At 65.1% G+C, this 23,372-nt stretch carries 23 protein-coding genes and 1 tRNA gene (1 of these 24 running past the window's edge); 7 read left to right on the top strand and 17 right to left on the bottom strand.

From position 1 onward, the window contains the following. Positions 1–205, top strand: the end of a protein-coding gene (locus tag Q2M23_RS15610) for a hypothetical protein (protein ID WP_076827472.1). 431 nt of this gene lie to the left of the window's left edge; the window shows 205 of its 636 coding nt (coding positions 432–636); its start codon lies beyond the left edge, outside the window; the stop codon is at positions 203–205. Between the two features lie 131 nt (positions 206–336). Here the strand turns inward: Q2M23_RS15610 and Q2M23_RS15615 are convergent, their stop codons facing one another. Further along, positions 337–1,425 carry a TRAP transporter substrate-binding protein gene (locus tag Q2M23_RS15615; protein ID WP_057017852.1) on the bottom strand — a complete coding sequence of 363 codons (1,089 nt, stop codon included), beginning with the start codon at positions 1,423–1,425 and terminating at the stop codon, positions 337–339. 308 nt (positions 1,426–1,733) lie between these two features. Here Q2M23_RS15615 and Q2M23_RS15620 point away from each other — a divergent pair, with 308 nt between their 5' ends. Then, positions 1,734–2,819 (top strand): NAD-dependent epimerase/dehydratase family protein, encoded by a 1,086-nt coding sequence (locus Q2M23_RS15620; protein ID WP_316396056.1) that lies wholly within the window; start codon positions 1,734–1,736, stop codon positions 2,817–2,819. Positions 2,820–3,033: 214 nt separating this feature from the next. Here the strand turns inward: Q2M23_RS15620 and Q2M23_RS15625 are convergent, their stop codons facing one another. The 5 genes from Q2M23_RS15625 to Q2M23_RS15645 form a co-directional block, all read right to left on the bottom strand. Next, positions 3,034–4,341: an NAD(P)H-dependent oxidoreductase gene (locus tag Q2M23_RS15625; RefSeq protein ID WP_316396057.1), complete on the bottom strand. Its 1,308-nt coding sequence runs from the start codon at positions 4,339–4,341 to the stop codon at positions 3,034–3,036. Between the two features lie 132 nt (positions 4,342–4,473). Then, complete coding sequence (locus Q2M23_RS15630; RefSeq protein WP_050425629.1) at positions 4,474–5,274, bottom strand: phytanoyl-CoA dioxygenase family protein; 801 nt, start codon at positions 5,272–5,274, stop codon at positions 4,474–4,476. A 135-nt stretch (positions 5,275–5,409) separates the two neighbouring features. Next, entirely contained in the window at positions 5,410–6,084 is a 675-nt protein-coding gene (locus Q2M23_RS15635) for a GntR family transcriptional regulator (RefSeq protein WP_057017850.1), read from the bottom strand. A 235-nt stretch (positions 6,085–6,319) separates the two neighbouring features. Continuing rightward, positions 6,320–7,570, bottom strand: a complete 1,251-nt coding sequence (locus Q2M23_RS15640; RefSeq protein WP_316396058.1) for a M20/M25/M40 family metallo-hydrolase — start codon at positions 7,568–7,570, stop codon at positions 6,320–6,322. A 64-nt stretch (positions 7,571–7,634) separates the two neighbouring features. Continuing rightward, positions 7,635–8,501 (bottom strand): sigma-70 family RNA polymerase sigma factor, encoded by an 867-nt coding sequence (locus Q2M23_RS15645; protein ID WP_316396059.1) that lies wholly within the window; start codon positions 8,499–8,501, stop codon positions 7,635–7,637. A gap of 110 nt (positions 8,502–8,611) precedes the next feature. On the opposite strand from Q2M23_RS15645, the gene Q2M23_RS15650 reads away from it, so the two are divergent. Next, positions 8,612–9,067, top strand: coding sequence for a carboxymuconolactone decarboxylase family protein (locus Q2M23_RS15650; RefSeq protein WP_229189202.1), 456 nt, complete (start codon positions 8,612–8,614; stop codon positions 9,065–9,067). A gap of 168 nt (positions 9,068–9,235) precedes the next feature. Here the strand turns inward: Q2M23_RS15650 and Q2M23_RS15655 are convergent, their stop codons facing one another. Then, positions 9,236–10,045 carry an alpha/beta hydrolase gene (locus tag Q2M23_RS15655; protein ID WP_316396060.1) on the bottom strand — a complete coding sequence of 270 codons (810 nt, stop codon included), beginning with the start codon at positions 10,043–10,045 and terminating at the stop codon, positions 9,236–9,238. A 144-nt stretch (positions 10,046–10,189) separates the two neighbouring features. Here Q2M23_RS15655 and Q2M23_RS15660 point away from each other — a divergent pair, with 144 nt between their 5' ends. Then, a complete protein-coding gene (locus Q2M23_RS15660; protein WP_057017846.1) occupies positions 10,190–10,732 on the top strand; it encodes a methylated-DNA--[protein]-cysteine S-methyltransferase in 543 nt (180 codons plus the stop codon). Between the two features lie 230 nt (positions 10,733–10,962). Here the strand turns inward: Q2M23_RS15660 and Q2M23_RS15665 are convergent, their stop codons facing one another. The 4 genes from Q2M23_RS15665 to Q2M23_RS15680 form a co-directional block, all read right to left on the bottom strand. Beyond that, a complete protein-coding gene (locus Q2M23_RS15665; RefSeq protein ID WP_316396061.1) occupies positions 10,963–11,832 on the bottom strand; it encodes an MBL fold metallo-hydrolase in 870 nt (289 codons plus the stop codon). 280 nt (positions 11,833–12,112) lie between these two features. Then, complete coding sequence (locus tag Q2M23_RS15670; protein ID WP_028333557.1) at positions 12,113–12,727, bottom strand: glutathione S-transferase family protein; 615 nt, start codon at positions 12,725–12,727, stop codon at positions 12,113–12,115. 158 nt (positions 12,728–12,885) lie between these two features. Then, complete coding sequence (locus tag Q2M23_RS15675) at positions 12,886–13,728, bottom strand: fumarylacetoacetate hydrolase family protein (protein ID WP_316396062.1); 843 nt, start codon at positions 13,726–13,728, stop codon at positions 12,886–12,888. Between the two features lie 140 nt (positions 13,729–13,868). After that, positions 13,869–14,717, bottom strand: a complete 849-nt coding sequence (locus Q2M23_RS15680) for an MBL fold metallo-hydrolase (protein ID WP_253625377.1) — start codon at positions 14,715–14,717, stop codon at positions 13,869–13,871. Positions 14,718–14,836: 119 nt separating this feature from the next. On the opposite strand from Q2M23_RS15680, the gene Q2M23_RS15685 reads away from it, so the two are divergent. Continuing rightward, the gene (locus Q2M23_RS15685) at positions 14,837–15,250 is read left to right on the top strand and encodes a DUF3775 domain-containing protein (protein WP_057017842.1); all 414 of its coding nucleotides are present in this window, start codon (positions 14,837–14,839) and stop codon (positions 15,248–15,250) included. A gap of 182 nt (positions 15,251–15,432) precedes the next feature. Here the strand turns inward: Q2M23_RS15685 and Q2M23_RS15690 are convergent, their stop codons facing one another. From Q2M23_RS15690 to Q2M23_RS15700, 3 genes are all read right to left on the bottom strand, one after another. After that, entirely contained in the window at positions 15,433–16,422 is a 990-nt protein-coding gene (locus Q2M23_RS15690) for an NADPH:quinone reductase (RefSeq protein ID WP_316396063.1), read from the bottom strand. After that, positions 16,419–17,201: an SDR family oxidoreductase gene (locus tag Q2M23_RS15695; protein ID WP_057017840.1), complete on the bottom strand. Its 783-nt coding sequence runs from the start codon at positions 17,199–17,201 to the stop codon at positions 16,419–16,421. Before Q2M23_RS15695 ends, Q2M23_RS15690 begins: the two co-directional genes overlap by 4 nt. 133 nt (positions 17,202–17,334) lie before the next feature. Next, complete coding sequence (locus tag Q2M23_RS15700) at positions 17,335–17,850, bottom strand: CvpA family protein (protein WP_057017839.1); 516 nt, start codon at positions 17,848–17,850, stop codon at positions 17,335–17,337. 110 nt (positions 17,851–17,960) lie between these two features. Between Q2M23_RS15700 and Q2M23_RS15705 the strand changes: the two genes are divergently transcribed. Next, positions 17,961–18,722, top strand: a complete 762-nt coding sequence (locus tag Q2M23_RS15705; RefSeq protein ID WP_316396064.1) for an SDR family NAD(P)-dependent oxidoreductase — start codon at positions 17,961–17,963, stop codon at positions 18,720–18,722. A 321-nt stretch (positions 18,723–19,043) separates the two neighbouring features. Here Q2M23_RS15705 and Q2M23_RS15710 read toward each other — a convergent pair whose 3' ends face one another. Together Q2M23_RS15710 and Q2M23_RS15715 are read right to left on the bottom strand one after the other, a co-directional pair. After that, positions 19,044–20,651, bottom strand: a complete 1,608-nt coding sequence (locus tag Q2M23_RS15710; protein WP_316396065.1) for a choline dehydrogenase — start codon at positions 20,649–20,651, stop codon at positions 19,044–19,046. 115 nt (positions 20,652–20,766) lie between these two features. After that, the gene (locus tag Q2M23_RS15715; protein WP_316396066.1) at positions 20,767–22,200 is read right to left on the bottom strand and encodes a coniferyl aldehyde dehydrogenase; all 1,434 of its coding nucleotides are present in this window, start codon (positions 22,198–22,200) and stop codon (positions 20,767–20,769) included. A 318-nt stretch (positions 22,201–22,518) separates the two neighbouring features. Between Q2M23_RS15715 and Q2M23_RS15720 the strand changes: the two genes are divergently transcribed. After that, positions 22,519–22,595, top strand: a tRNA-Met gene (locus Q2M23_RS15720). 132 nt (positions 22,596–22,727) lie between these two features. Here Q2M23_RS15720 and Q2M23_RS15725 read toward each other — a convergent pair. Further along, positions 22,728–23,372: hypothetical protein (locus tag Q2M23_RS15725; RefSeq protein WP_316396067.1), on the bottom strand; the 645-nt coding region annotated here is incomplete at its 5' end.

The raw sequence follows: 23,372 nt of genomic DNA on the forward strand, positions 1-23,372 counted from the left end.
TCCCGAGGCCGTGCTGAAGGCGCAGATCGCCCAGGTCCAGGCCGACAAGAAGATGTCGGCCAAGGACAAGAAGGACGCGCTCGCCGACCTCAACGACGCCCTGAAGTCGCCGCCGCCTGCGGTCGAGAACAAGGGCAACATCGATCTCGTGACCAAGAGCTACGACAAGCTGATGGAAGAGTTCGGCGGCAGCGACGACAATTAATGCGTCGCATGATCTCGCCGGAAAACCGCTTCGCACTTTTCCGGATCACGCCCTGAGCCGTCAGCCGAATCAAAGATGAGCCCCGGAGAAATTTCTCCGGGGCTTTTTTATTGTCTCGGGACGCGTCCGGTTCAGGTGCGCGTGCGCATCCGCATCATGAAGCTGTCGAACGAGAGCTCGGCGACCTGCATCCAGGCCAGCGATTCGTTGCGATAAGCGGCGAGGCTCGCATGCATCTTGCCGAAATGCGGATTGCTCTTGGAAAGATCCGCGTAGATCTCGTTGGCCGCGTTGTAGCAGGCTTCCAGCACCTCCTGCGGGAATGGCCGCAACTGCGCGCCGGCCACGATCAGGCGCTTCAGCGCCGGCGGGTTGACCGCGTCATATTTGCCGGTCACCCAGGTGAAGGTGTCCTCGGAAGCCGCCTGGATCGCTGCCTGATAGTGCTTCGGCAGCGCGTTCCACTTGTCCTTGTTCATCACATTGTGGCCCTGGCCGGTGCCTTCCCACCAGCCGGGGTAGTAGTAGAACTTCGCGACCTTGACGAAGCCGAGCTTCTCGTCGTCATACGGCCCGACCCATTCGGCGGCGTCGATGGTGCCTTTTTCCAGCGCCGGATAGATGTCGCCGCCGGCGATCTGCTGCGGCACCCCGCCGACCTTGGCGATGATGGTGCCGGCGAAGCCGCCGACCCGGAATTTCAAGCCCTGGAAATCCGCCATCGACTTGATCTCCTTCCTGAACCAGCCGCCCATCTGGGCGCCGGTCGAGCCGGTCGGAATGCCGATGCAGTTGAATTCAGCGAGCAGATTGTTGAGCAGGTCGGTGCCGCCGCCCCATTGCAGCCAGGAAATGTGCTGGCGCGTGTTGAGGCCGAACGGCAGCGACGTGCCGAAGGTGAAGGCGGGATTCTTGCCCCAGTAGTAATACAGCGCGGTGTTGCCCATCTCGACCGTGCCGTTGGAGACGGCGTCCAGCACCTGCAGGCCGGGGACGATCTCGCCGGCGGCGAACGGCTGGATCTGGAAGCGGTTGTCGGTGATCTCGGCGACGCGCTTGCAGAAGAATTCACACCCGCCATAGAGCGTATCGAGCGCCTTCGGCCAGCTCGCCGCGAGCCGCCACCTGACCTCCGGCATCGATTGCGCGACCGCGGGCGCGGCGACCGCCGTCGCAGCCAGCCCGACGCCGCCTGCCTTCAAGAATTCACGACGTTTCATGCGTATCCCTCCTGTGTGCCGATACCTCGACAAGGGGAACGATCTTGGTGCCGTCTTTCTTCGCCGATCGATCGACGTTCTGTGATGAATGTGTCCGGTGGCCCTCGACGGGCTCTTGTCGTGGAAATCCGAGTTTCCGGTTCCACCGGTCAGGATGATCGTTTGCCGGAGGAAATCAAGCGCCTGCCTTCCTTGCAGGTGCGAAGGACAATCGGCGCTGTCGGTCTCATCCGATACCCGCCGCGATGGCTGCCGGCCCTGCCGCGATCTGCTACGCAGGGCGGGTGGGTTGATGGGAGTTCAAGGACATGGCCAACAAGAAAGTCGTGGTTGCCGGCGCGACCGGCCTCGTGGGTAACGCCGCCTTGCGACACTTCGGCGCATCCCGCGATTGCGAGCGCATTGCGCTGTCGCGCCGCAAGCCACGCGATCTCTACGGCGCACGGCATGTGCGAATCGATCTCACCAGCGCGGAGGATTGCCGTCGCGCCGCGGCCGAGCTCGCCGGCGCAACGCACCTGATCTACGCCGCGCTCTATGAGGCGCCCAGCCTGGTTGATGGCTGGCGCGATGCCGGCCAGATCGAAACCAACGACCGGATGCTGCGCAATTTGATGGGCGTGCTCGAACCCGTCGCGCCCGATCTCAAGCATGTCGCGCTGCTGCAGGGCACCAAGGCCTATGGTGTGCATGTCCGGCCGCTCACGGTGCCGGCACGCGAGGGCCGTTCGGAGATGTACGAGCAGCCGAATTTCTATTGGGCGCAGGAGAATTTCCTGCGCGAGCTGCAGCGGGGCAAGAGCTGGCACTGGAGCATCTTGCGCCCGGTCCTGATCATCGGCGAAGCCATGGGCGGCGCGATGGATCTGATCCCGCCCCTCGGCGTCTACGCGGCGGTGCTGCGGGCGCAGGGCAGGCCGCTGGATTATCCGGGCGGCGCGCCGCGCGTCGCGCAAGCGGTCGATGTCGATCTGCTGGCACGCGCGATCGCCTGGTCGGGCGACGCCGAGGCTGCGCGCAATGAAGCGTTCAACGTCACCAATGGCGACGTCTTCACCTGGGAAAATATCTGGCCGGCGGTATCGGATGCGCTCGAGATGACGCCGGGCCGGCACGTGCCGCTGTCGCTGGCGCAGGAATATCCGAAATGGATCGCGCCGTGGGACGAATTGCGCAGGACGCACGACCTGATCGCGCCCGGCCTGGAGGAATTCGTCGGCCTGTCCTTCCAATATGCCGATTACAGCATGCGCTACGGACAGACTGAAGCTGGTCCGCCGTCGATCGTCTCGACGGTGAAGATCAACCAGGCCGGCTTCACCGAGATGATGGATACGGAAGCGATGTTCCGGAAGTGGTTCAGGCTGGCGAAGGCGAGCCGGCTGCTGCCGTAGTATTCAGCCCCGCTCTGTCTTCTCCCTCTCCCCGTTCTTACGGGGAGAGGGTTGGGGTGAGGGGCCTCCATCCGGCGAGCACTTCGTCGCTTGTTGAGCATCATGCCTCGCCCCTCACCCGGATCACACCGGACGATGCTTCGCATCGCCGGGGCGACCCGACCTCTCCCCGCAAAGGGCGGGGAGAGGTGATGGACGTCCCGTCGTTCGAGCGTCAGCGCGAAAACGCCTGCTCCATCGCCTTGCGCGTCTTGATCGTATCGTTGCTCTCGTCGACCTCGACATCGCTCCAGCGCACGACAGCGCCATGGGCGACGTCGCTCTTCAGCTTCACCCGATGCGCAAGCCCGATCGGCAATGCGCCGGCGGCGAGGCTGGCGGCGGCCGGCATCAGCTTGCCCCACACGGTGTAGCCGCCTTCGCCGTCGAGCGTCTCGCCGGCGCGCAGATTGCGCTTGGCCACCGCTGCGACGTCGCCGCGGAAGCCGCGCGGTTGCCCGGTCGGCTCGTTGCGCAGCGCTGCCGACAGCACGGAGATGTTCAGCTCGAGTCCGATCAGATGATACGGCTTGTACATCGCCGCATAGCGGCCGGAGGCGTCGGTCTTGAGGCCGTACTGCTTGAAGCAATCGGCGGCATAATCGTTGGGCGCCTCCAGCACCACATAGACGCCCCAGCGCAGATCGCGGAACACCGGACGGCCGTCGCGCTCCAGCGACGACACCACTTCGACGATGCCGGATTTCTCCAGCACGCCGCCCTTGTCGCGCGGCCGCATCACATGCGGCAGGTCGTCGACGCCGCAGGGCGGAAACAGCAATCCCTCCGACGGCACCTCGAGGGTGCAGGCGTTGGCGATCGCCGCCATCTCGATCGCGGATTTGGTGCCGTCGAGGAAGGAGTTGAACATCTGCGGATTCATGCCGGCGGATTGCGCCTCGCCGGCGGTGAGCCCGTAATGCTGCCACACACCGTCCGGCGTGACGTCGTGATAGGCCGGCAAGTATTTCGTGCCCTTGCCGGCGGCGACGACGCGGAAGCCGGTCGCTCGGGCCCAGTCGACCAGCTCGGCCGTCAGCGCCGGCTGGTCGCCATAGGCCAGCGAATAGACCACGCCGGCCTTGCGTGCCTCCTCGGCGAGCAGCGGCCCCGCCAGCACATCGGCCTCGACATTGACCATCACGACATGTTTGCCGGCGGCAATCGCCGCGCGGGCATGGCGGATGCCGACGGCGGGATTGCCGGTCGCTTCCACCACGACATCGAATGCGCCGCCGGCGATCGCACGCGCGCCGTCGTCGGTGAAGGTGGTGGCGCTGATCCGCGCGTCGTCCCAGCCGACCGTGCGGCACGCCTCGCGGGCCCGGTCACGGTCGAGATCGACGATCACGGGCACCTCAAGCCCCGGCGTGTGCGGCACCTGCGACAGGAACATCGAGCCGAATTTTCCGGCGCCGATCAGGACGACGCGCACCGGCTTGCCGGCGGCGGCGCGGGTTTTGAGGAGGTGATGCAGGTTCATGATGCTTTCCAAACAAAAGGGTCGTTCCGGGGCGCGTGAAACGCGAACCCGGAACCTCGAGATTCCCCGATGCGCAACTGCGCATCTGCGGTTCGACGCTAACGCACCGCCCCGGAATGACGGTCGAAGACTTTACTCCGCCGCCTGCCGCGGTGCACGAGCGAGCCGCAGCAGCGCGTCGTCGGCGACGGTCTGGATCGGCGTGAAGTCGCGGTGCGCGATGTAGTCGGGCCGCGTCGGGGTGCGGATGTAATTCGAGACCGCGTTCAGCGTCAGGTAGACGATCTTGCGCGGGTAGGGCGTGATGTTGCCGCTCGATCCGTGCACCAGATTGCCGTGGAACATCAGCATGCCGCCGGGCTTGCCGGTCGGCGCGACGATGCCGCCCTGCTTCACGAGGCGGGTCACGGTTTCCTCGTCCAGCGTCCACAGCGGATAGGATGTGGTTTCGAGATCGTGCGAGGCTTTCAGATCGCCCGCGGTCTGGCTCTGCGGCACCAGCATCAAGGGGCCGTTGATCGGCATCACCTCGTCGAGGAAGATCGCGATGTTCATCGCGCGCGGCTCCGGCATGCCGTCATCGCGCTTCCAGGTGCCATAGTCCTGGTGCCACTGCCAGACGTCGCCGGTGAAGGCCGCCTTCGCGTTGATCTTGAACTGATGCATGTAGACCTTCTCGCCGAACAGCTGCTCGATGGGGTCGATCATGCGCGGATGCGCGCCGAGGGTGCCGAACGCCTCATTGTAGAGATGCGCGGCGAAGGCCGTGCGCGGCGCGCCGCTCTTCTCGCGCCACACCTCGGGGCGGTTGGCGTCATAGATCGAGACTGCTTCGCGCGCGAGGAAGTCGACCTCTTCCTGGCTGAACAGCTCGGGCAGGAACAGCCAGCCTTCGCGATGGAAAAATTCGACCTGCTCTTGGGTCAGTTTCATGGTGCTTTCCTCCTGTTGTTATTGTCATCCGGGGCGATGCGTGAGCATCGAACCCGGAATCTCGAGGTTCCCCGATGCGCAATTGCGCATCTGTGGTTCGGTGCTCCGCACCGCCCCGGAACGACGGCGGGAACGTCACGCCGCCACGTCGATTGCCCTCAGCTTCTCCTCGGTCATCCGTCCTGCCGTCTGCGCATGCGCCAGCGCCGCGGCTTCTGCCGCTGCGGCATTGCCGGAAAAAACATGCGCGGCGATGGTCTCGTGCTCGGTCCAGGCGCTGCCGCGGTAATCGAGCTCGGCGAGCACGGTCGCCATCGAGCGGCGCATATGCGGCCATTGCGGCGCGATCATCTCCTCGATCGCGGAATTTCCGGCGAGGCGATAGATCGCGCTGTGGAAATCGACGTCGAGTGCGATCAGGCGCGCCAGCGGCGTGCCGTCGTCGATCGCGCGTCCGGCTTCGAGCGCGGCTTCGAGTTGCGCGCGTGCCGCGGCATCTTCCTTGACACGCGTAGCGGCAAGCCGTGCCGCCAGCGCATCGATGGCGCCGCGGACTTCATAGAGTTCGCGGATGCGCTGCGGATCGAGCTGCGTCACCTCGAAGCCGCGTTTGCCGCTCTCCGCGACAAGGCCCTGGCGATGCAACAGATGCAGGGCGTGCGAAATCGGCTGGCGCGAGACGCCGAGCCGATCGGCAAGTTCGTTCTGGGTGATGCGCTGGCCAGGCAGCAGCGTGCGGTCGATGATCGCTTCGAGCAATCGCCCGTAAACCTGGTCGATGAGGTTTGGAAGCGGGTCCAACGGGATCATACCGACTGTCCAGTTTGGAATACGGAATTCCGTGTTCGAAAATGAAGTTACTGCGGGTTGGGGGAGCGGTCAAGGCTCCGGTTTGCGACCACGCTAAGCGATTGAGAATGGGCCGGTTTTTGACCGGGCCGCGCTGCGACAGCCGTCCCAACGTCGTGATGGCCGGGCTTGGATGCCGGGACCAGAGCCGCGGATGCCCGGGACAAGCCCGGGCATGACGAGTTTTTCGGAAACGCTACTTCGCCTTGCCCAGCTCCATCAGCGTCCGCGTCATCAGATAGAGCCGCGGCACGATCGAGTTGGTGTCGATGTATTCGTCGCGGGCGTGATAGCCCCAGCCGGCGAGGCCGAAGCTTTCGACCACGACCGCCTTGCCGCTGCGTGCGGCGTAGCCGGCGTCGGTCGCGCCGCCGGTCATTTCCGCGATGTCGAGCGTGCGCCCGAGCTCGGTGTAGATCGCCTGTCCCTGCCTGGCGAGCGCGCGGCCGCGATCATCGGCGACGAACGGCGGACGGCCCGCGACGACCTTCACGGTCACCTCGGTGTCCGCGATCAGTCTGTTCTTCACCTTCTCGTCGAGCGCGGCCTGCAGCTTTTGCACGCCGTCGGGAATGGTGAGGCGGATGTCGGCGCCGGCGGTGGCATGATCGGGGATCTGGTTGCGCACAGTGCCGGCCTTCGCGGTGGTCCAGTTCAGCTGCGTGCCCGGAATCGATTTCGCGATGTCCTGGGTCTGCAGCAATTGATGCGCGAGCTCGATCAGCGCGTTGCGGCCGAGCTGCGGCGCCGCGCCGGCATGCGAGGCCTTGCCTTTCACATCGATCGTGCCGGTGGCGGTGCCGCTGGCGCCGAGCAGCAGGCTCTCGTTCTTGGCCACCGGCGGCGCCACCGTCGGCTCGCAGGACAGCACCACGTCGTGCTGGTCGGCGAGCTCGGCGATGATCTCGCCGGAGCCGATCGAGCCGACCTCCTCATCCGGATTGAACGACACCGTGAGCTTGGCGTAGTCGCGCCAGCCCGCGTCGTTCAGGATCTTCAGCGCATGCAGGATGACGGCGATGCCGCCCTTGTCGTCGGCAATGCCGGGTCCGTAGATCCTGTTGCCGTCGACCTTATAGGGCTGGGTGTCGAGGATGCCGTGCTCATACACCGTATCCATATGCGCGATCAGCATCAGCTTCTTCGTGCCGCTGCCCTCAAAGCTGCCGATCACCATGTCGGCGCCGGCGCCCTTCGTGGTCTTGCGCCGCTCGGTCTTGGCGCCGAGCGCCTTCAGCCGTGCCTCGGTGTAGTCGGCCATCTTCTTCAGGCCTTCGACATCGCCGGAGCCCGACTCGATCAGCACCATGTCGTGCAGGCTCTCGATCACGGCCGGCTGGGCCTGCTCGGCGGCCGCACGCAGCTTCTCGTCTGCGGCGGCAAAGGCGGAGGAGGAGGTAAGGGCGAGCAGGCCGGCCGACGCGAGCAATTTGATGGATAGTTTCATGATTGTCCTCCCTGCGCAGATGCAGAGAGACACTAGCATTGCGACTTTGCTGCCTCCAGCTGTGTCAGCTGCGCTCAAGCACCTCGACATCGAAGGTCTCGATCTCCGAGACGTCGGCGGTCGCATCGATCGCCGCGATCCGGTCGCCTGAGATCGTGACCTGCAGCACGACGCGGAGCGCGCCGCCGAAGATGACGGCAACGCCGATCCCGCCGTCGACCAGCGCGGGCCTCGCCGCCTGCGCGCGTCCCCTAAAGCTTTCGGCAACCGCTGCGGCGCCGCGGATGACGGGTAGCGAGCCGAGCCGCTGCGCAGCCTGATCGGCGCGCACCACGACGTCGGGCGCCAGCACGGCCAGCAGTCCTTCGAAATCGCCGTTGCGGGACGCCGCAAGAAAGGCCTCGACGATGCCGCGCTGCCGGCTGAGATCGGCATCCGGTGCGGGCGGCGTGCCCTGCACGCGACGCCTGGCACGGCTGGCGAGCTGCCGCGCGGCGGCCGGCGTGCGGCCGACGATCGGCGCGATCTCCTCGAACGGCACCGCGAACATATCGTGCAGCACGAAAGCCAGCCGCTCGGCCGGCGCCAGCGTTTCCAGCACCACGAGCAGCGCGGCGCCGACGGAATCGGCCATCTCGGTCTCGCGCTCGGACGGATTGTCCGCGATCGGCTCCGGCACATGTGGGCCGATCGGCTCCTCGCGGCGCGATTTGCGCGAGCGCAGCATGTCGAGACAGATGCGCGCGATCACCGTGGTCAGCCAGCCCCCGAGATTGTCGACCGCCGTCGTGTCGGTGCGGCCGAGCCGCAGCCAGGTTTCCTGCACGGCATCGTCGACTTCGGCGGTCGAGCCCAGCATGCGATAGGCCACCGCCCGCAGGCGCGGCCGGTTGGCCTCGAACTGCTCGGTGAGAGAATTTTTCTCGTCCATCGGTCACATTCCCTTTGTCCGCTCCGTCATGGCCATGACGAACGAAACTGCGCCGATGTGACAACAGATCGGCACGGCGCCGTCAAAAGGCAATTCAGGAGAATGACATGATGAAAGCCCGCATGAACCACCCGGTGATGGTTGTTCCCGAGGCCATGAAGGCGCTGCAGGCGCTGAGCGAGAGCACCAAGCCAGCTCTGCCGGAAAGGCTGCTGGAACTGGTGCATCTGCGCGCCAGCCAGATCAATGGCTGCAGCGTCTGCGTCGATATGCACCCAAAGCTCGCCCGGCGTGCCGGCGAGACCGACGAGCGGCTGTTCGCGGTCGGTGCCTGGCGCGACGCGCCGTATTTCACCGAGGCCGAGCGCGCCGCGCTGGCGCTGACCGAAGCGGTGACCCGGCTCAGCGACCGCGAGGATCCGGTGACGGACGCGGTGTGGGACGAGGCGGCCAAGCACTTCGACGAGCAGCAGCTCGCGTCCCTGGTGCTGGGTATCGCGGCGATCAACGTCTGGAACCGGCTCAACGTCGCGGTGCGCCAGCCGGTCGGCGCCTGGAAGGTGTGAGAGAGTAGCTTTCTTACTTCGCCTCTCCCCTTGTGGGAGAGGCCGCCACCGATGCGTCGCATCGGTGGCGGGTGAGGGGTCTGCCTCCGCGGAGAGAACCCCTCACCCGGCACGATGCCGCTGCGCGCCATCGCGCCACCCTCTCCCACAAGGGAGAGGGTGCATCGCTTACGCGGAGAGAAACTCCAGCACGATCTCGCAGTAGCGCTGCGGGGCCTGTTCGAACATCGGATGGGTAGTGCCCGGGATCATCTCGGTGCGCGAACCCTTCACATTGGCGGCGAGCGCGTGCAGCACCTTCGGCAGCACGCCCTTGGTGTTGGCGCCGCCGATGAACAGCGTCGGCGTCTTGATCGCTTCCGCGTCCGCCTTCGAGAATGACGGGCGTTGGTCGCGGGTCTGGCCGATCAGCGTGGTCGCATTGTCGCGCAGCAGCTGCTTGGAGGTTGCCGGAATCCGCTTCCACGCGCCGGGGCCTTCGAGTGCGTCCATGAAGATCTGCAAGCCGCCGTCGATCTCGCCCTTGGCGATTTCCGCCGCGCATGCCGCGAAGCGTGCTGCCAGCGGCGAGGGGCCCGGCTTGAAATCTGGATCGAGGGTCTCGTCGAGCTCGCCGCCCGGCTCGGCGAGGATCAGCTTGCGCAACAGGTCGGGCCGGCGCTGTGCGGCGCGGAAGCAGATATGGCCGCCGCGGGAATGCCCCATCAGGTCGACCGGTCTGGTGTCGAATTTTTCGATAAAGGCGATCACATCGTCGACGTGCTGCGCGATCGAATAGGTGTCGCCGATGCCGTCCCAATGCGCCGGGAAGAAATGCCGCAGGCTGACCGCGATCACGCGGTGCCGCCGCGTCAGCGGGCCGAGCACCGCCGACCAGATCCGGAAGTCGCACAGCGAGCCGTGCACGCAGACCAGCGGCGGGCCCTCTCCGACATCGAGATAGGGCATGTCGAAACCGTTGACGTGGAGGCTGTGCATTTTGGGCTCGCGGAGAGGCAGGAGATGTTGTTGATTTGGCCGAAGTTCCCACGGAATTCGGGTGGATAGCAACATTCTCCAAGCCTAGATTCCGGATCAACAGCAGGCTCACGCGAGAGCTGAAGGGAACATCTGGAGCGAGCCATGACCGGCCAGCATTTTGCAATCTTCGAGACCATGATCGGCGCCTGTGGCGTCGTCTGGGGCGAGCACGGCGTTACCGGGGTGCAGCTGCCGATGGGCACCGAGGAGAAGACCCGCAAGCGGATCTTCCAGCGCAACGGCGAGGTCACCGAGGCGGCGCCGCCGGCCGAGGTGCAGCACGCGATCGACGGCATGATCGAGCTGCTCGCCGGCAAGCCGAACGACCTTGCCGACATTGTGCTCGATCTCGACGGCGTGCCGGAATTCAACCGCGGCGTCTACGACATCGCGCGGAAGATCCCGCCGGGCAAGACCGTAACCTATGGCGATATCGCCAAGCAGCTCGGCGGGGTCGAGCTGTCACGCGATGTCGGCCAGGCGCTCGGCCGCAACCCGTGCCCGATCGTGGTGCCTTGCCACCGCGTGCTGGCGGCGGGCAACAAGCCGGGCGGCTTCTCGGCCAATGGCGGCGTCGTCACCAAGCTGAAGATGCTGCAGATCGAAGGCGCGATCGTGAACCACACGCCGAGCTTGTTTGATTGAGGTGCACGCTCTTCTTATCCTCCCCTGGAGGGGAGGATCGGTTCGCATGAAATGCGAACAGAGGTGGGGTGAAGGTCTCTCGTAACGGGCGCTGCCCGCGTTGAGAGATCACCCCACCCCGTCTCACATTGCGCTGCGCCTGATGTGAGCCACCCAGAGAGCGAGCTACGCTCGTCTCGACCCCTCCAGGGGAGGGTGGCAGAGTGCGACTATCGCGAGTTTGGCTCACGTCACACCGTTTCGCACACAAACCCGCTGCCCTTCCGCCTGATCTTGCCAATCGACGGCGAGGGGAAATGCGCGGGGCAGCACAGCGTGTCGGTGTCGCAATAACGCTCCAGGAAGCCGCGCCGCGTCTTCGCGGCTTGCGCCTGGTCGACATCGAACTTCGCCGACAGCTCCGGATAATGCGTCTGGATCGGCGAGTGCATCAGATCGCCCGAAAAGACCGCAGCGTCCTTGCCGCGGCCGAAGGCGAAGGCGACGTGGCCCGGCGTGTGGCCGGGCGTCGGCAGGATGCGAGCATGGTCGCCGATCGCAAAGTCATGGCCGACGATCTCGGCGCGCCTGGCCTCGACCACCGGCAGCACGCTGTCCACGAAAGGCGGGACTTCCGCCTTCGCGTTGCTCTCGGTCCAGTAGTCGAACTCGGCCTTGTCGAACACGTAGCGCGCGTTTGGAAAGGTCGGCACCCAGCGGCCGTTCTCCAGCCGCGTGTTCCAGCCGACGTGATCGACATGCAGATGCGTGCACATCACATAGTCGATGTCAGCGACGGAGAAGCCGGCTGACGCCAGACTGCGCAGATAGTTGTCGTCGGTCTTCATATTCCATTTCGGCCGCGCCGGCCGCGGCTTGTCGTTGCCGATGCAGCTGTCGATCAGGATGGTATGGTGCGGTGTCTTCACGACGTAGGACTGGAACGCCAGGATCAGCGTGTCGCTGTCGTCGAGCGCACCCGCCGTTCTCATCCAGCCGCGGTTCTCGGCGAGCACGTCCGGCGTCAGTCCGGGCAGCATGTCGTGCGCGGGCAGGAACGTCGTCTCCTGCTCGACGATGCGATGAATGGTGAGATCGCCGGCGGCAAACTTCAGGCTCATGGTGCTTCCTTGGCGTTGGCGTTTTCGAGCGAAGTGGAGTCCGGTTCGCGCGAAGAAAACGCGAAAAAAGTTTCTAGTGCGCGTCGCGCACGGCGGGAATGATGATGTTGGCAAGGATATCCATCGCCGCAAGGCCTTCCTTCGGCTGGCCGTACCGGGCTGCCGTCGTCATCATCACAAGGTCGAGATCGGAGCCAGGCCGGCGATGCACAAGACCTGCGCCGGGAGGTGAGAGGCGGGGAGGCATTCGCGCGTCACATGCTCCCCGCTGTTGCCGTGGTCACGCCGCCGGCGGCGCCGAGATCTTCACCGACGGCCGCTCCAGCATCTTCTGGTAGAAGGCGTCGAGCTTGGGATAGGCCTTGCGCCAGCCGCAATCGGCGAAGCGGAAATCGGCATAGCCGAGCACGCAGACGAGGCCGATCTGCGCGATGTCGAACGACGAGCCATCGAGAACATCCGGCCGGTTCTCGAACCGCGCCATGCCGGCCCAGGCCCTGTTCCAGTGATCGTCGTGCCAGGCCTGCCACAGCGAGCCCTGCGGCCGCACCATTTTCTCGTAGCGGCACAGCAGCATGGAATCGAGCATGCCGTTGAGCAGGGAGTGATCGGTCTTCAGCTTCCAGCGTCGCGGGCCGTAGCCCGGGATCAGCCGGCCGCCGCCGAGCTCGTTGAGATATTCGACGATGACGTAGGAATCCAGAATCACGTCGCCATGGTCGAGGATCAGCACCGGCAGCTTCTTCAGCGGCGAGATCTTGGAATATTCGTCGTTGGCCGTGCCGGGCGCGACAGTCGCCGGCACCAGCTCGATCTTGTCGATCAGGCCAAGCTCGATCGCCGCGATGCGCACCTTGCGGGCGAACGGGGAGGCGGGAGAGAAGGTGAGTTTCATGGAGATGACCTCTTTACGAACACACAGTCGTCATCCTGAGAGACAGTGAATGTATGACTCTCGATGACGCAACATACTCGATGTCGTCCCGGCCTAGTGCGCAATTGCGCACGGGAGCCGGGACGACGAGGGGAGAGATTGCGCTGTATCCCCGAAAACTACGCCCCAACGATTTCCTGGCGCTGCTCGCCGAGGCCTTCGATGCCGAGCGTCACGACGTCGCCGACATTGAGATATTGCGGCGGTTTCATGCCGGTGCCGACGCCGGGCGGGGTGCCGGTCGTGACGATGTCGCCGGGCAGCAGCGTCATGAACTGCGAGACGTAGGAGATGCACTTCGCCATCGTGAAGATCATGGTCGAGGTCGTGCCGGTCTGGCGGCGCTGGCCGTTGACGTCGAGCCACATCGACAGCTTCTGCACGTCGGCGATTTCATCCTTGGTGGCGAGCCACGGGCCGACCGGGCCGAACGTGTCGTGCGACTTGCCCTTGGTCCACTGTCCGAGGCGCTCGATCTGGAAGTTGCGCTCGGAGACGTCGTTGCAGATGCAGTAGCCGGCGACGTGGTTCAGCGCGTCGGCCTCCGAGACATATTTGGCGCGGGTGCCGATGATGGCGGCGATCTCGACTTCCCAGTCGAGCTTGGTCGAACCGCGCGGCTTCTCGACCGGATCGTTGGGACCGGACAGCGCGGTGTTGGCCTTCAGGAAGAAGATCGGCTCGGACGGGATCGGGTTGCCGGTTTCCTTGGCGTGGTCGGAATAGTTCAGGCCGATCGCGACGAATTTGGAGATGCCGGTGACGGGGGCACCGAAGCGGGGCTTGCCGGCGACGGCGGGCAGGGAGGCGGGATCGAGGGCAGCAAGCTTCTTCAGCGATTCCGGCGTGTAGGCATCGCCGGTCAGGTCCTTCAGATGGGCCGAGAGGTCGCGGAGCTGGCCGGATTTGTCGATCAGACCGGGCTTTTCCGCACTCTTTTCGCCATAACGAACAAGCTTCATGTTGATCACTCCCTACGATGTCCTGAGGATTGTTACTGGTATACCTCGACACGCTTCATGGAACAGCGCGCCGGGAAATTCAACCGCCCTGAGCGCGCTGCATTGCTGCCAAGCCTTATTTCAAGGCCATTTCGGTCCAATCAGCCCAGCGCGATAAACCTGAACGCGTCGCCGTCGCGCTTGATGTGGCCGGCATTGAAATGCCCGCCGATCACCAGCGTCGACGTATCGGCAAAGCGCGCGAACAATTCGCGCCGCGTCGCGGCCGATTGCTGCTGGTCGGAGTCCGCGGTAGACGACCAGTCGAGGTGGTACATCTGGCAGGGATGATGCGCGACATCGCCGGTCAAGAGGCCTTCCTCGCCGCCGGACCTGATGTGGATGCTCATATGGCCGGGGCTGTGTCCGGGCGTCGGGATCAGCGTGATCTCCTCGGTCAGCCGGTGATCGCTCGGCACCAGTTCGGCCTTGCCGGCATCCGCGATCGGCTTCACGGAATCGGCGAACACGGCGGCATGCGCGGGATCGTCGCTATGGTCGCGCCAGTGCTCGTATTCGGTCTTGCCGAACACGTAGCGCGCCTTGGCGAAGGTCGGGACCCATTTGCCGCCGACGAGCTTGGTGTTCCAGCCGACATGGTCGACATGCAGATGCGTGCACAGCACGGTGTCGATGCTGTCTGGGGCAAATCCGGCTGTGGTCAGTTTTTCCAGGAACGGATCGCTGCGGTTGTTCCAGGTCGGCACGTTGCGGCCCTGCTTGTCGTTGCCGAGCCCGGTGTCGACGATGATGCGGTGCTCCGGCGTTTCCACCAGCAGCGAATGGATCGACATCTTCAGCCGGCCGTCCTCGTTGGCGAAATGCGGGATCAGCCAGGGCAGGCTCTGGATCTCTTCCCGGCCGGCCAGCGGCAGGATGAAGCGGGTGCTGCCGACCGTCTCGAGCTCGACGACTTTCGTGATCCTGACCTTGCCTACGGTCCAGTGCATGCGGCGTGTCCTCTATTTTTTTGTTGCTCTTGCCGGACCATGCGGGTTTCCGCACGCCGACGCAATGGATCAAGTCGGCGCCTCCTGCGTTACCGCCTCGTTGGACGAAGGAGTGTGCAATGCCGGAACTCGCAATCTCCCCTGAAAAGGTCGGCTTCTTGATCGAGAAGGCGCGGGAATTCGACGTCAAGGAGGGGCTCGTCGATCCCGACTCCGGCTCGAACGGCGCCGACGATGACATGATCGATGTGCTGGAGGATGACGGCACCGATCCGGTGGCGCGCGAGATCACCGGCTTCATCAACGCGCTCAGCGAGGACGAGCAGGTCGACCTCGTCGCCCTGATGCGGCTCGGCCGCGGCGACGGCACGATCGAGGAATGGGCCGATCTGCGCCGCGAGGCGGCGCGCGGACGCACCGGCCATGTCGCCAACTATCTGTTGGGCGAGCCGATGCTCGGCGATCTCCTGGCTGAAGGACTCGACGAGTTTGGCCTGGGGCCGAGCGACGAACGCATCACGCCGATCCACTAAGGATGCGGCTCCTTGCTTACCTCGCCCCGCTTGCGGGGAGAGGTCGGAATTCAAGCGTAGCTTGAATTCCGGGTGAGGGGGGCCTCCGCAATCTTTGCCTTCACCGTCTTTGCGGTGACAGCCCCTCACCCCAACCCTCTCCCCGTAAGAACGGGGAGAGGGAGCAGGAAGGAGAAACCGTGCTAACGCGCGCAGTCGACGATCACGGTGCCGATCTTGTCGCCCTTCTCGACGGCGAGATGGGCGTCGGCGGTCTCGGCGAGCGCGAATTGCCCGGCGATATTGTGCACGCGGGTGCCCGACGCCAGCCATTTGGTGATGTCGGCCTGCGCGGCCGCGAGCAGCGGCGGCGGCAGCGCGAACAGCACCAGCGAGCGCACGGTGATGCATTTCTCCATTAATTCGCGCACCGGCAGCGTGGGGGTGCGGTTGCCGTTGGTGGCGTAGACCGCGATCGTCGAGTTCATGGCCATGATCTTCAGCGTGGTCGCGAGATTGCCGCCGAAATCGACGTCGATCACGCGGTCGGCACCGCGGTTCTCGGTGAAGGCCATCACCTTGGAGACGACATCCTCGGTCCGGTAGTTGACGACGGTGTCGGCGCCGGCGAGCCGTGCCTCGACGTCCTTGACCTGCGAACTGACGGTCGCAATTACGCGCGCGCCGCCCCATTTTGCCAATTGCACGGCGTAGTGGCCGACCGCGCCGGCGCCGCCGGTAACCAGCACCGTCTGCCCGGAGATCGGACCGTCGGCGAACAGCGCGCACCACGCGGTCATGCAGGGGATGCCGAGCGTAGCACCTGCCGCGAACGACACGTCCTGCGGCAGCGGCGTCACCAGATAGTCGGCCAGCGTGATGTATTCGGCCGCGGTGCCGAAGGCGCGGCCGTTGCGCTGGCCGTTGAACAGCCAGACGCGATCACCGACGGCAAAGCGCGTGACGCCTTCGCCGACCTGGTCGATGATTCCGGCGCCGTCGCTGTTCGGGATCACGCGCGGGAATTCCATCGCGCGATAGTTGCCGCTGCGGCGGCCGACATCGGCCGGGTTGACGCCGGACGCCTCGAGGCGAACCCGGACTTCACCGGGACCAGCCTCGGGCGTCGGCATCTCGCCGACGGTAAGCACCGTCGGCGCCGCGCCGGTCCGTTCGTACCAAACAGCTCTCACAACGTACCTGGGAAGGCACCGCCGTCGAGCAACAGGTTCTGCCCGGTGATGAAGCCGGCCTTGGCGCCGCACAGGAATGCGCAGGCATAGCCGAATTCGTCGGGATCGCCGAAGCGGCCGGCGGGGTTCAGCTTGGCGCGCTCGGCCAGGACCTGCTCGGCCGAGATGCCGCGCTTCTCGGCCTCGGGCTTCGCGGTGCCGCGCAGGCGGTCGGTCTCGAACGGGCCCGGCAGCAGGCCGTTGATGGTGACGTTGTTGATCACGGTCTTGCGCGACAGGCCGGCGACGAAGCCGGTGAGGCCGGCGCGGGCGCCGTTGGACAGGCCGAGGATCTCGATCGGCGCCTTCACCGCCGCCGAGGTGATGTTGACGATGCGGCCGAACTTGCGCGCCATCATGCCGTCGACGGTCGCCTTGATCAGCTCGATCGGCGTCAGCATGTTGGCGTCGATCGCCTTGATCCAGTCGTCGCGGGTCCAGTTGCGGAAATCGCCCGGCGGCGGGCCGCCGGCATTGTTGATCAGGATGTCGGGCTCGGGGCAGGCCTTGAGCACGGCTTCGCGTCCCGCCGCCGTCGTGATGTCGCCGACGATCTCGGTGACGGTGACGCCGGGGTGCGCCTTGCGGATTTCGTCGGCGGTCTGCTTCAGCGCCTCGGCGCCGCGCGCCGTCAGGGTAACGTGCACCCCCTCATTGGCGAGCGCGATCGCGCAGGCGCGGCCCAGTCCCTTGCTCGATGCGCAGACGATGGCACGGCGGCCTTTGATTCCAAGATCCACGGTTCACTCCCTGTGATGTCGGTCGGTTTGTAAAGGTTTGATTGCACCAGTCTAGCGAAGCTCGGCGGCGCCGATAAGGGACGTGCAATGCATAAGTGCATGCCGGGCAGGAACAGTGCGGTGGGCCGGCGCCCTAGATGCGTTGCTCGCGCCGCAGCCGCTCGATCGCCATGGTGGCCTCGGGCGGCAGCGAGCGGAATCCGGCCTGTCCGGCCGCGGAGAACAACGGCCGCAATTGCGATCCGTTGAGGAATTGCGGCTGTCTGGCGAGCGGCACCAACTGATCGAACACCAGCACCAGCGTGGTCACGACGAGGCCGACCCTGATGGCGCCGAGCAGCGCGCCGCCGAGGCGGTCGCCGATCCCGATCTCCGAGCCGATGGTGTCGTCGAGCATCGTCCGCGCCATCTTTCCGAGGATGACGCCAATCAGGAGAAAGAGGCCGAACAGCAGCACGCCATTGGGCGGAAACGGCGACGACGGCAGCGTCGCGATGTGGGGCCCGATCATCGCCAGCGCGGCGACCGCAAGCGGCATGGCGACGAGATAGGCCAGGATAGTGACCGCGCTGCGCAACAGGCCGGTCGTGAAGCCGGTCACCACTGCGAACACCGACCCGAGGATGACGGCAAGGTCGAAGAGATTCATGGATGAGGAATTCCTGCCCCAATCTCCTACTGTCCCCTGGTTGATCAAACCTGCTTACATCAGGGACAATTGTCGCTATCACTCGTCCGCTTCAATCCGGGAACCTGTCGATGTCCGACCTATTCGATGTCAGTAAAGAAATCATCCTCATCACCGGCGCCTCGCAGGGGCTCGGGCGGCAATTCGCCCGCGTGCTGGCGGCACATGGCGCCGCGGTGGTGCTGGCCGCGCGCCAGACCCCGAAGCTGAAAAGCCTCGCGGAGGAGATCAAGGCCAAGGGCGGCCGCGCTGCCGCGGTGCAGATGGACGTCGCGGATATTTCCGGCATCGCGAAAGCGCTCGACGCCGCGGAAGCCGCGCTCGGTCCGGTCACGGTCCTGATCAACAATGCCGGCATCGCGATCGAGAAGCTCGCGACCGAGCAGACCGAGGCGGATTGGGACGCCGTGATTGGCGCTAATCTGAAGGGCGCCTACTTCCTCGCGACCGACCTTGCGCGGCGCATGATGGCGCGCAAGCAGCCGGGCAATATCATCAACGTCGCGTCCGTGCTCGGGCAGGGCGTGCTCAAGGCGGTGTCGCCCTACGCGATCTCCAAGGCCGGCATGATCCAGGGTACCAAGGCGATGGCGCTGGAGCTCGCCGGCAACAACATCCGGGTCAACGCGCTGGCGCCGGGCTATATCGATACCGAGATGAACCATGATTTCTGGTCGACGCCGGCAGGCGAGCGGCTCGCCAAGCGCATCCCGCAGCGCCGGGTCGGTGCCGAGTCCGATCTCGACGGCGCGATCATGCTGCTGGCCTCGAACGCCTCGCGCTACATGACCGGGACGGTGGTGACGGTGGATGGCGGGTTCTTGCTGAACTAGCTTTGTAGCCCGGATGAAGCGCAGCGAAATCCGGGGAGCATGCGTGAAGGTCCCGGATTACGCTTCGCTTCATCCGGGCTACGATTGCAACGCATCAGGTCACGAGCACGGCCCGAGGCAGTCGGGCGCAGTTTCTGGATAATAGAAGAATGCCGCTGATTTGCCCGACGAGTCAAGTCGCCGTGTCGAAGCCGGCAGCCCCAGCCCCCCCCCGGCTCCTTTGCATGGGGTTGTTTTCGATATTTTGGCAATGCGGCCCTGCGACGGCAGCCTCATAGGGGGGCAAAGGCGCTCTTGCGCCGTGCCCACCCTACGCATTGGTCACCCCGCCCGCATCTCCGCCCTGATCATGTCGGCCGCCTTCTCGCCGATCATGATGGTCGGTGCATTGGTGTTGCCGCCTATCAGGGTCGGCATGATCGAGGCGTCGACTACGCGCAGGCCTTCGAGCCCGTGCACGCGCAGCTTCGGATCGACCACCGCGAGCGGATCGCCGGTGCCCATCTTGCAGGTGCCGACCGGGTGATAGACTGTGTCGACGCGCTCGCGCAGAATGCTGCGGATATCGTCGTCGGTGCGGACGTTGGACGTGAACACATCCTTCTGCTGCAGGGCGCGCAGCGCCGGCGCCTCCATCAGCCGCCGCGTGGTCTTGTAGCCCGCCACCATCGATTCGAGATCGTCTTCCTCGCCGAGGAAGTTGGGGTCGATCAGCGGCGCCCGCATCGGGTCGCTGCCGGCCAGCGCGACGCTGCCGCGGCTCTTCGGCCGCAGCAGGCAGACATGGCAGGAGAAGCCGGTGCCGCCGTGGCGCTTGCGGCCGTGGTCGTCGACCATCGCCATGCCGAAATGCAGCTGGATGTCGGGGATGTCGAGATCGGGCCGCGTCTTCAGGAAGCCGCCGCATTCGGCGAAGTTCGAGGTGAGGGGGCCGCGGCGCTCGCGCCGATATTGCATGATGGCGCGGACGAGCCGCGGCATGCCCTTCAGCGAGATGCCGGCGAAGTTCGGATTGTCGGACATGTAGCCGAAGATGAAATCGGGATGGTCCTGCAGGTTTTGGCCGACGCCGGGCAGATGATGCACGCTGGCGAGGCCGTGCTTGCCGAGCGCTGCGGCATCGCCGACGCCCGACAGCATCAACAGCTGCGGCGACTGGAACGCGCCGGCGGCAAGCAGGACTTCGCGCCGCGCGTGGATTTGCTTCAGCTCCTTGCCCTGCCGGTATTCGACGCCGACCGCGCGCTTACCCTCGAACAGGATGCGCGTCGCGTGCGCATTGGTCTCGACGCGAAGGTTGGGACGCCTGCCGATATGCGGATGCACATAAGCGCGTGCCGCGCTCCAGCGCTCGCCGTTGCGTTGCGTCACCTGGTAGATGCCGAGGCCCTCATGGTCGTCGGCATTGAAATCCTCGCGGATGCGGAATTGCGCCTCTTGCGCCGCCTGCAGGAAGGTCTGCTGGATCGGATTGCCGGAGCGCAGCTTGTTGACGGCGAGCGGGCCGCCCTTGCCGTGATACTCGCCGTCGAAATCGGAATTGTCTTCCGAGCGCTTGAAATAGGGCAGCACGTCGGCGAACGCCCAGCCGGTATTGCCGAGCGCGGCCCAGTGGTCGTAATCGGCGCGATGGCCGCGAATGTAGACCATGGCGTTGATCGCCGAGGAGCCGCCGAGCCCCTTGCCGCGCGGCTGATAGCCGATGCGGCCGTTGAGGCCTTTCTGCGGCACGGTGTTGAAGGCCCAGTTGTTGACGGTGCCCGCGACCATCAGCACCAGGGCGCCCGGCGTGGTGACGACCCAATTGTCATTGGTGCCGCCGGCATCGAGAAGCGCCACCGACGTCGCCGGATCCTCCGACAGCCGCCCCGCCACCGCGCAGCCGCCGGAGCCCGCGCCCACCACCACGAAATCGAATGTGTCAGTCACGCATCTTCCCCCTTGGTCTTCGTTTTGCGTCATTGCGAGCGCAGCGAAGCAATCCATCTATCCGTTATGCGGCGCTATGGATTGCTTCGCTGCGCTCGCAATGACGGTGTGAATCCTACGACAACATCCGCATCAGCTTCTCCAGCCGCGCGACCTTCGCGCCATAGGGCGGATAGAGATCGGCAAGCCGGTTGAAGCGCGAGCGGTAGAACACCGGCTTGAATTTGGTCAGCGTCTTGAATCCCCACTCGCCGTGATAGGCGCCCGTGCCGGAGGCGCCGACGCCGCCCATCGGTTGATAGGCCTGCGCGAAGTGGAACAGGCAGTCATTGACGGTGACGCCGCCGGACACCGTGCGCGCCAGCACCGCATCGCGGGCGGCGCTGTCGGTGCCGAACCAGTATAGCGCCAGCGGGCGTTCGCGGCTGTTGACGAAGGCGATCGCCTCCGCCGCATCGCGCACGCCGATGACCGGCAACAGCGGCCCGAAGATCTCCTCCTGCATCACCGTCATGTCCGGCGTCGCGTCAACGATCACGGTCGGCGGAAATTTGCGCCTCGCCTTCCACTCGCGGTCGTTCGGCGCTGCCGGCTGCATGATGGTCGCGCCTTTCGCGGCGGCGTCGGCGACCAGCCCCTCGAGGCGTGCATAGTGCCGATCCGAGACGATCGACGTGTAATCGGCGTTATCGGGATCGGTACCGAACATGTGCTGCATGTGACCCTGTAGCCGCATCGCGAAGGGTTGCACCGAGGCCTGCGGCACCAGCGCGTAATCGGGCGCGATGCAGGTTTGGCCGGCATTGAGCAGCTTGCCATAGGCGATGCGCTGCGCGGCTTCGTCGATGTCGGCGGAGCCGTCGACGATCACGGGCGACTTGCCGCCGAGCTCCAGCGTCACCGGCGTCAAATTGCGGCCACAGGCTTCGGCCACCAGCTGGCCGACCCGCGTCGAACCGGTGAAAATCAGATGATCGAACGGCAGCGCGGCAAACGCCCTTGCGATTTCGTCGTCGATATCGGTGACCGCGAGCTCGGTGACATCGAATTTTTTTGCGATCGTCTCCATCAGCAACCCGGCAAAGCGCGGCACCAGCTCGCTCGGCTTGATGATGGCGCGGTTGCCGGCCGCGATCGCGGCGACCGCGGGCGCCAGGGTCAGCTGCAGCGGATAATTCCACGGCGCGATGATGCCGACCACGCCGAGCGGCTGCGGCATCAGCCGGTTCTTGGCCGGCGCGAACTGGACCGTGGTCGGGACCTTCCGCGGCGCCATCCAGCCTTTGAGGTGCTTGGCCGCGTGCCTGATCTCGCCGAGCACCAGCATGGTCTCGGCGATCGCGGTCTCGACGGTGCAGCGGTGGCCGAAATCGGCCGAGATCGCCGCCTCGAATCGCGCCTCATTCTCGGTCAGCGCGGCGCGCAGGCGGCGCAGCCGGTCGAGCCGTGCCTGCAATGTCGGCGCCGGCTCGCTGCGCGACAGCTCGAACTGGCGATGAAAGGCCTCCTCAAGCGCATGCAGCCCCGGGCTCTTCAATGGCCGGTCCATGGCATTTCCCCCTCGGATGACGTTTTCTTGACGATTTTGTTGCGCGCCAAGCTCCGCTTTTGCGCGCGGTCTGGCAAGGCCCGGTTCCCCGGCGGTAAATCCTGCCGGCAAAGCCGGCGATTTCGGCGTCACAAAATCCTCAAAAACCCGCATCCGGGGCTTTCCAAACCGGGCTCACGTTGATACATACGCCCCGCACCCGATGGCCTCGGCCCGGGTCGCCTTCTCAGGAAGCTCCCGGACGGATCGATCGGCGCCGTTGAAAAGCGTTGGCCGGCCGGCTCAGGCACCCTTTCTGCAAGGCACGCAACGGTTTAACGCGGGGTGGAGCAGCCCGGTAGCTCGTCAGGCTCATAACCTGAAGGTCATAGGTTCAAATCCTATCCCCGCAACCAAGTCCGGACCAACCGGTTCCGACAAAATGGCCCGCATTTCGCGGGCCATTTTTGCTTTGGGAGGACAATCGGGCCTCGTGTCGTCGACCGATTGGGCGCAGATCACGGCGTTTCCGCAACGCGGGCCGCTCCCTAGACGATGAAATGGAATTCGTGCCACGCACTCCAGCTGATGCCATCGCTGGCGCGAACCCAAAGGTCGTCAGGCACGGTACCGCCCTGGAATGACGTGCTCGCAATTTGGGCCGCGCTGACGTTGATGGCGGTGCCGGTGGGCTGCGCATTCCCGCCAATGCTCCAGTGGCCGCTGCTTGCCGACGGCGTCGAATCCCAGAGTTGATATTGTGCGATACTGTCGCCGTCGGCATCCGCGACTGAAAACAGAGTTAGTGCGGCCACGCTCTGGTTAGCCGTCGCGTGGAAGTCGGACGCGGTCACCAACGGAGCGCTGTCAACCGGCGCGGTGACGTGAAATTCCTTCCACGCCCCCCAGGCAAAGCCGTCGTAAGCCCTCACCCAGAGATCGTCCGAACCCGAGCCGCTTTGAAAGCTTGTGCTCGAAAGTTGAGCTGCCGTGACATTGATGGCGGCATTGGTGCCTTGGGCGACTCCCCCGACCACCCAGTGCCCGCTGCTCGCATCCGCCGTCGAATCCCACACCTGATAGTTTGTGATGGTGTCGGCATGCAAACGATGACCCAGTACGCGTTCTGGGACACCGGCGGCAATGGCCATTGGGTGGTGAATGGCGTCGCGCAAGCAGCCGGCACCAACATC

The organism is Bradyrhizobium sp. 33ap4, from assembly GCF_032654765.1.
GTDB lineage: Bacteria > Pseudomonadota > Alphaproteobacteria > Rhizobiales > Xanthobacteraceae > Bradyrhizobium > Bradyrhizobium australafricanum.

Excerpts from the sequence above, each read along its gene's own strand:
- Q2M23_RS15620 (WP_316396056.1), top strand. The coding sequence starts at position 1,734 with ATGGCCAACAAGAAAGTCGTGGTTGCCGGCGCGACCGGCCTCGTGGGT.
- Q2M23_RS15650 (WP_229189202.1), top strand. The coding sequence starts at position 8,612 with ATGAAAGCCCGCATGAACCACCCGGTGATGGTTGTTCCCGAGGCCATG.
- Q2M23_RS15645 (WP_316396059.1), bottom strand. The coding sequence starts at position 8,501 with ATGGACGAGAAAAATTCTCTCACCGAGCAGTTCGAGGCCAACCGGCCG.
- Q2M23_RS15635 (WP_057017850.1), bottom strand. The coding sequence starts at position 6,084 with ATGATCCCGTTGGACCCGCTTCCAAACCTCATCGACCAGGTTTACGGG.
- Q2M23_RS15660 (WP_057017846.1), top strand. The coding sequence starts at position 10,190 with ATGACCGGCCAGCATTTTGCAATCTTCGAGACCATGATCGGCGCCTGT.
- Q2M23_RS15705 (WP_316396064.1), top strand. The coding sequence starts at position 17,961 with ATGTCCGACCTATTCGATGTCAGTAAAGAAATCATCCTCATCACCGGC.
- Q2M23_RS15665 (WP_316396061.1), bottom strand. The coding sequence starts at position 11,832 with ATGAGCCTGAAGTTTGCCGCCGGCGATCTCACCATTCATCGCATCGTC.
- Q2M23_RS15630 (WP_050425629.1), bottom strand. The coding sequence starts at position 5,274 with ATGAAACTGACCCAAGAGCAGGTCGAATTTTTCCATCGCGAAGGCTGG.
- Q2M23_RS15655 (WP_316396060.1), bottom strand. The coding sequence starts at position 10,045 with ATGCACAGCCTCCACGTCAACGGTTTCGACATGCCCTATCTCGATGTC.
- Q2M23_RS15680 (WP_253625377.1), bottom strand. The coding sequence starts at position 14,717 with ATGCACTGGACCGTAGGCAAGGTCAGGATCACGAAAGTCGTCGAGCTC.
- Q2M23_RS15715 (WP_316396066.1), bottom strand. The coding sequence starts at position 22,200 with ATGGACCGGCCATTGAAGAGCCCGGGGCTGCATGCGCTTGAGGAGGCC.
- Q2M23_RS15685 (WP_057017842.1), top strand. The coding sequence starts at position 14,837 with ATGCCGGAACTCGCAATCTCCCCTGAAAAGGTCGGCTTCTTGATCGAG.
- Q2M23_RS15615 (WP_057017852.1), bottom strand. The coding sequence starts at position 1,425 with ATGAAACGTCGTGAATTCTTGAAGGCAGGCGGCGTCGGGCTGGCTGCG.
- Q2M23_RS15625 (WP_316396057.1), bottom strand. The coding sequence starts at position 4,341 with ATGAACCTGCATCACCTCCTCAAAACCCGCGCCGCCGCCGGCAAGCCG.
- Q2M23_RS15675 (WP_316396062.1), bottom strand. The coding sequence starts at position 13,728 with ATGAAGCTTGTTCGTTATGGCGAAAAGAGTGCGGAAAAGCCCGGTCTG.
- Q2M23_RS15670 (WP_028333557.1), bottom strand. The coding sequence starts at position 12,727 with ATGAAACTCACCTTCTCTCCCGCCTCCCCGTTCGCCCGCAAGGTGCGC.
- Q2M23_RS15700 (WP_057017839.1), bottom strand. The coding sequence starts at position 17,850 with ATGAATCTCTTCGACCTTGCCGTCATCCTCGGGTCGGTGTTCGCAGTG.
- Q2M23_RS15640 (WP_316396058.1), bottom strand. The coding sequence starts at position 7,570 with ATGAAACTATCCATCAAATTGCTCGCGTCGGCCGGCCTGCTCGCCCTT.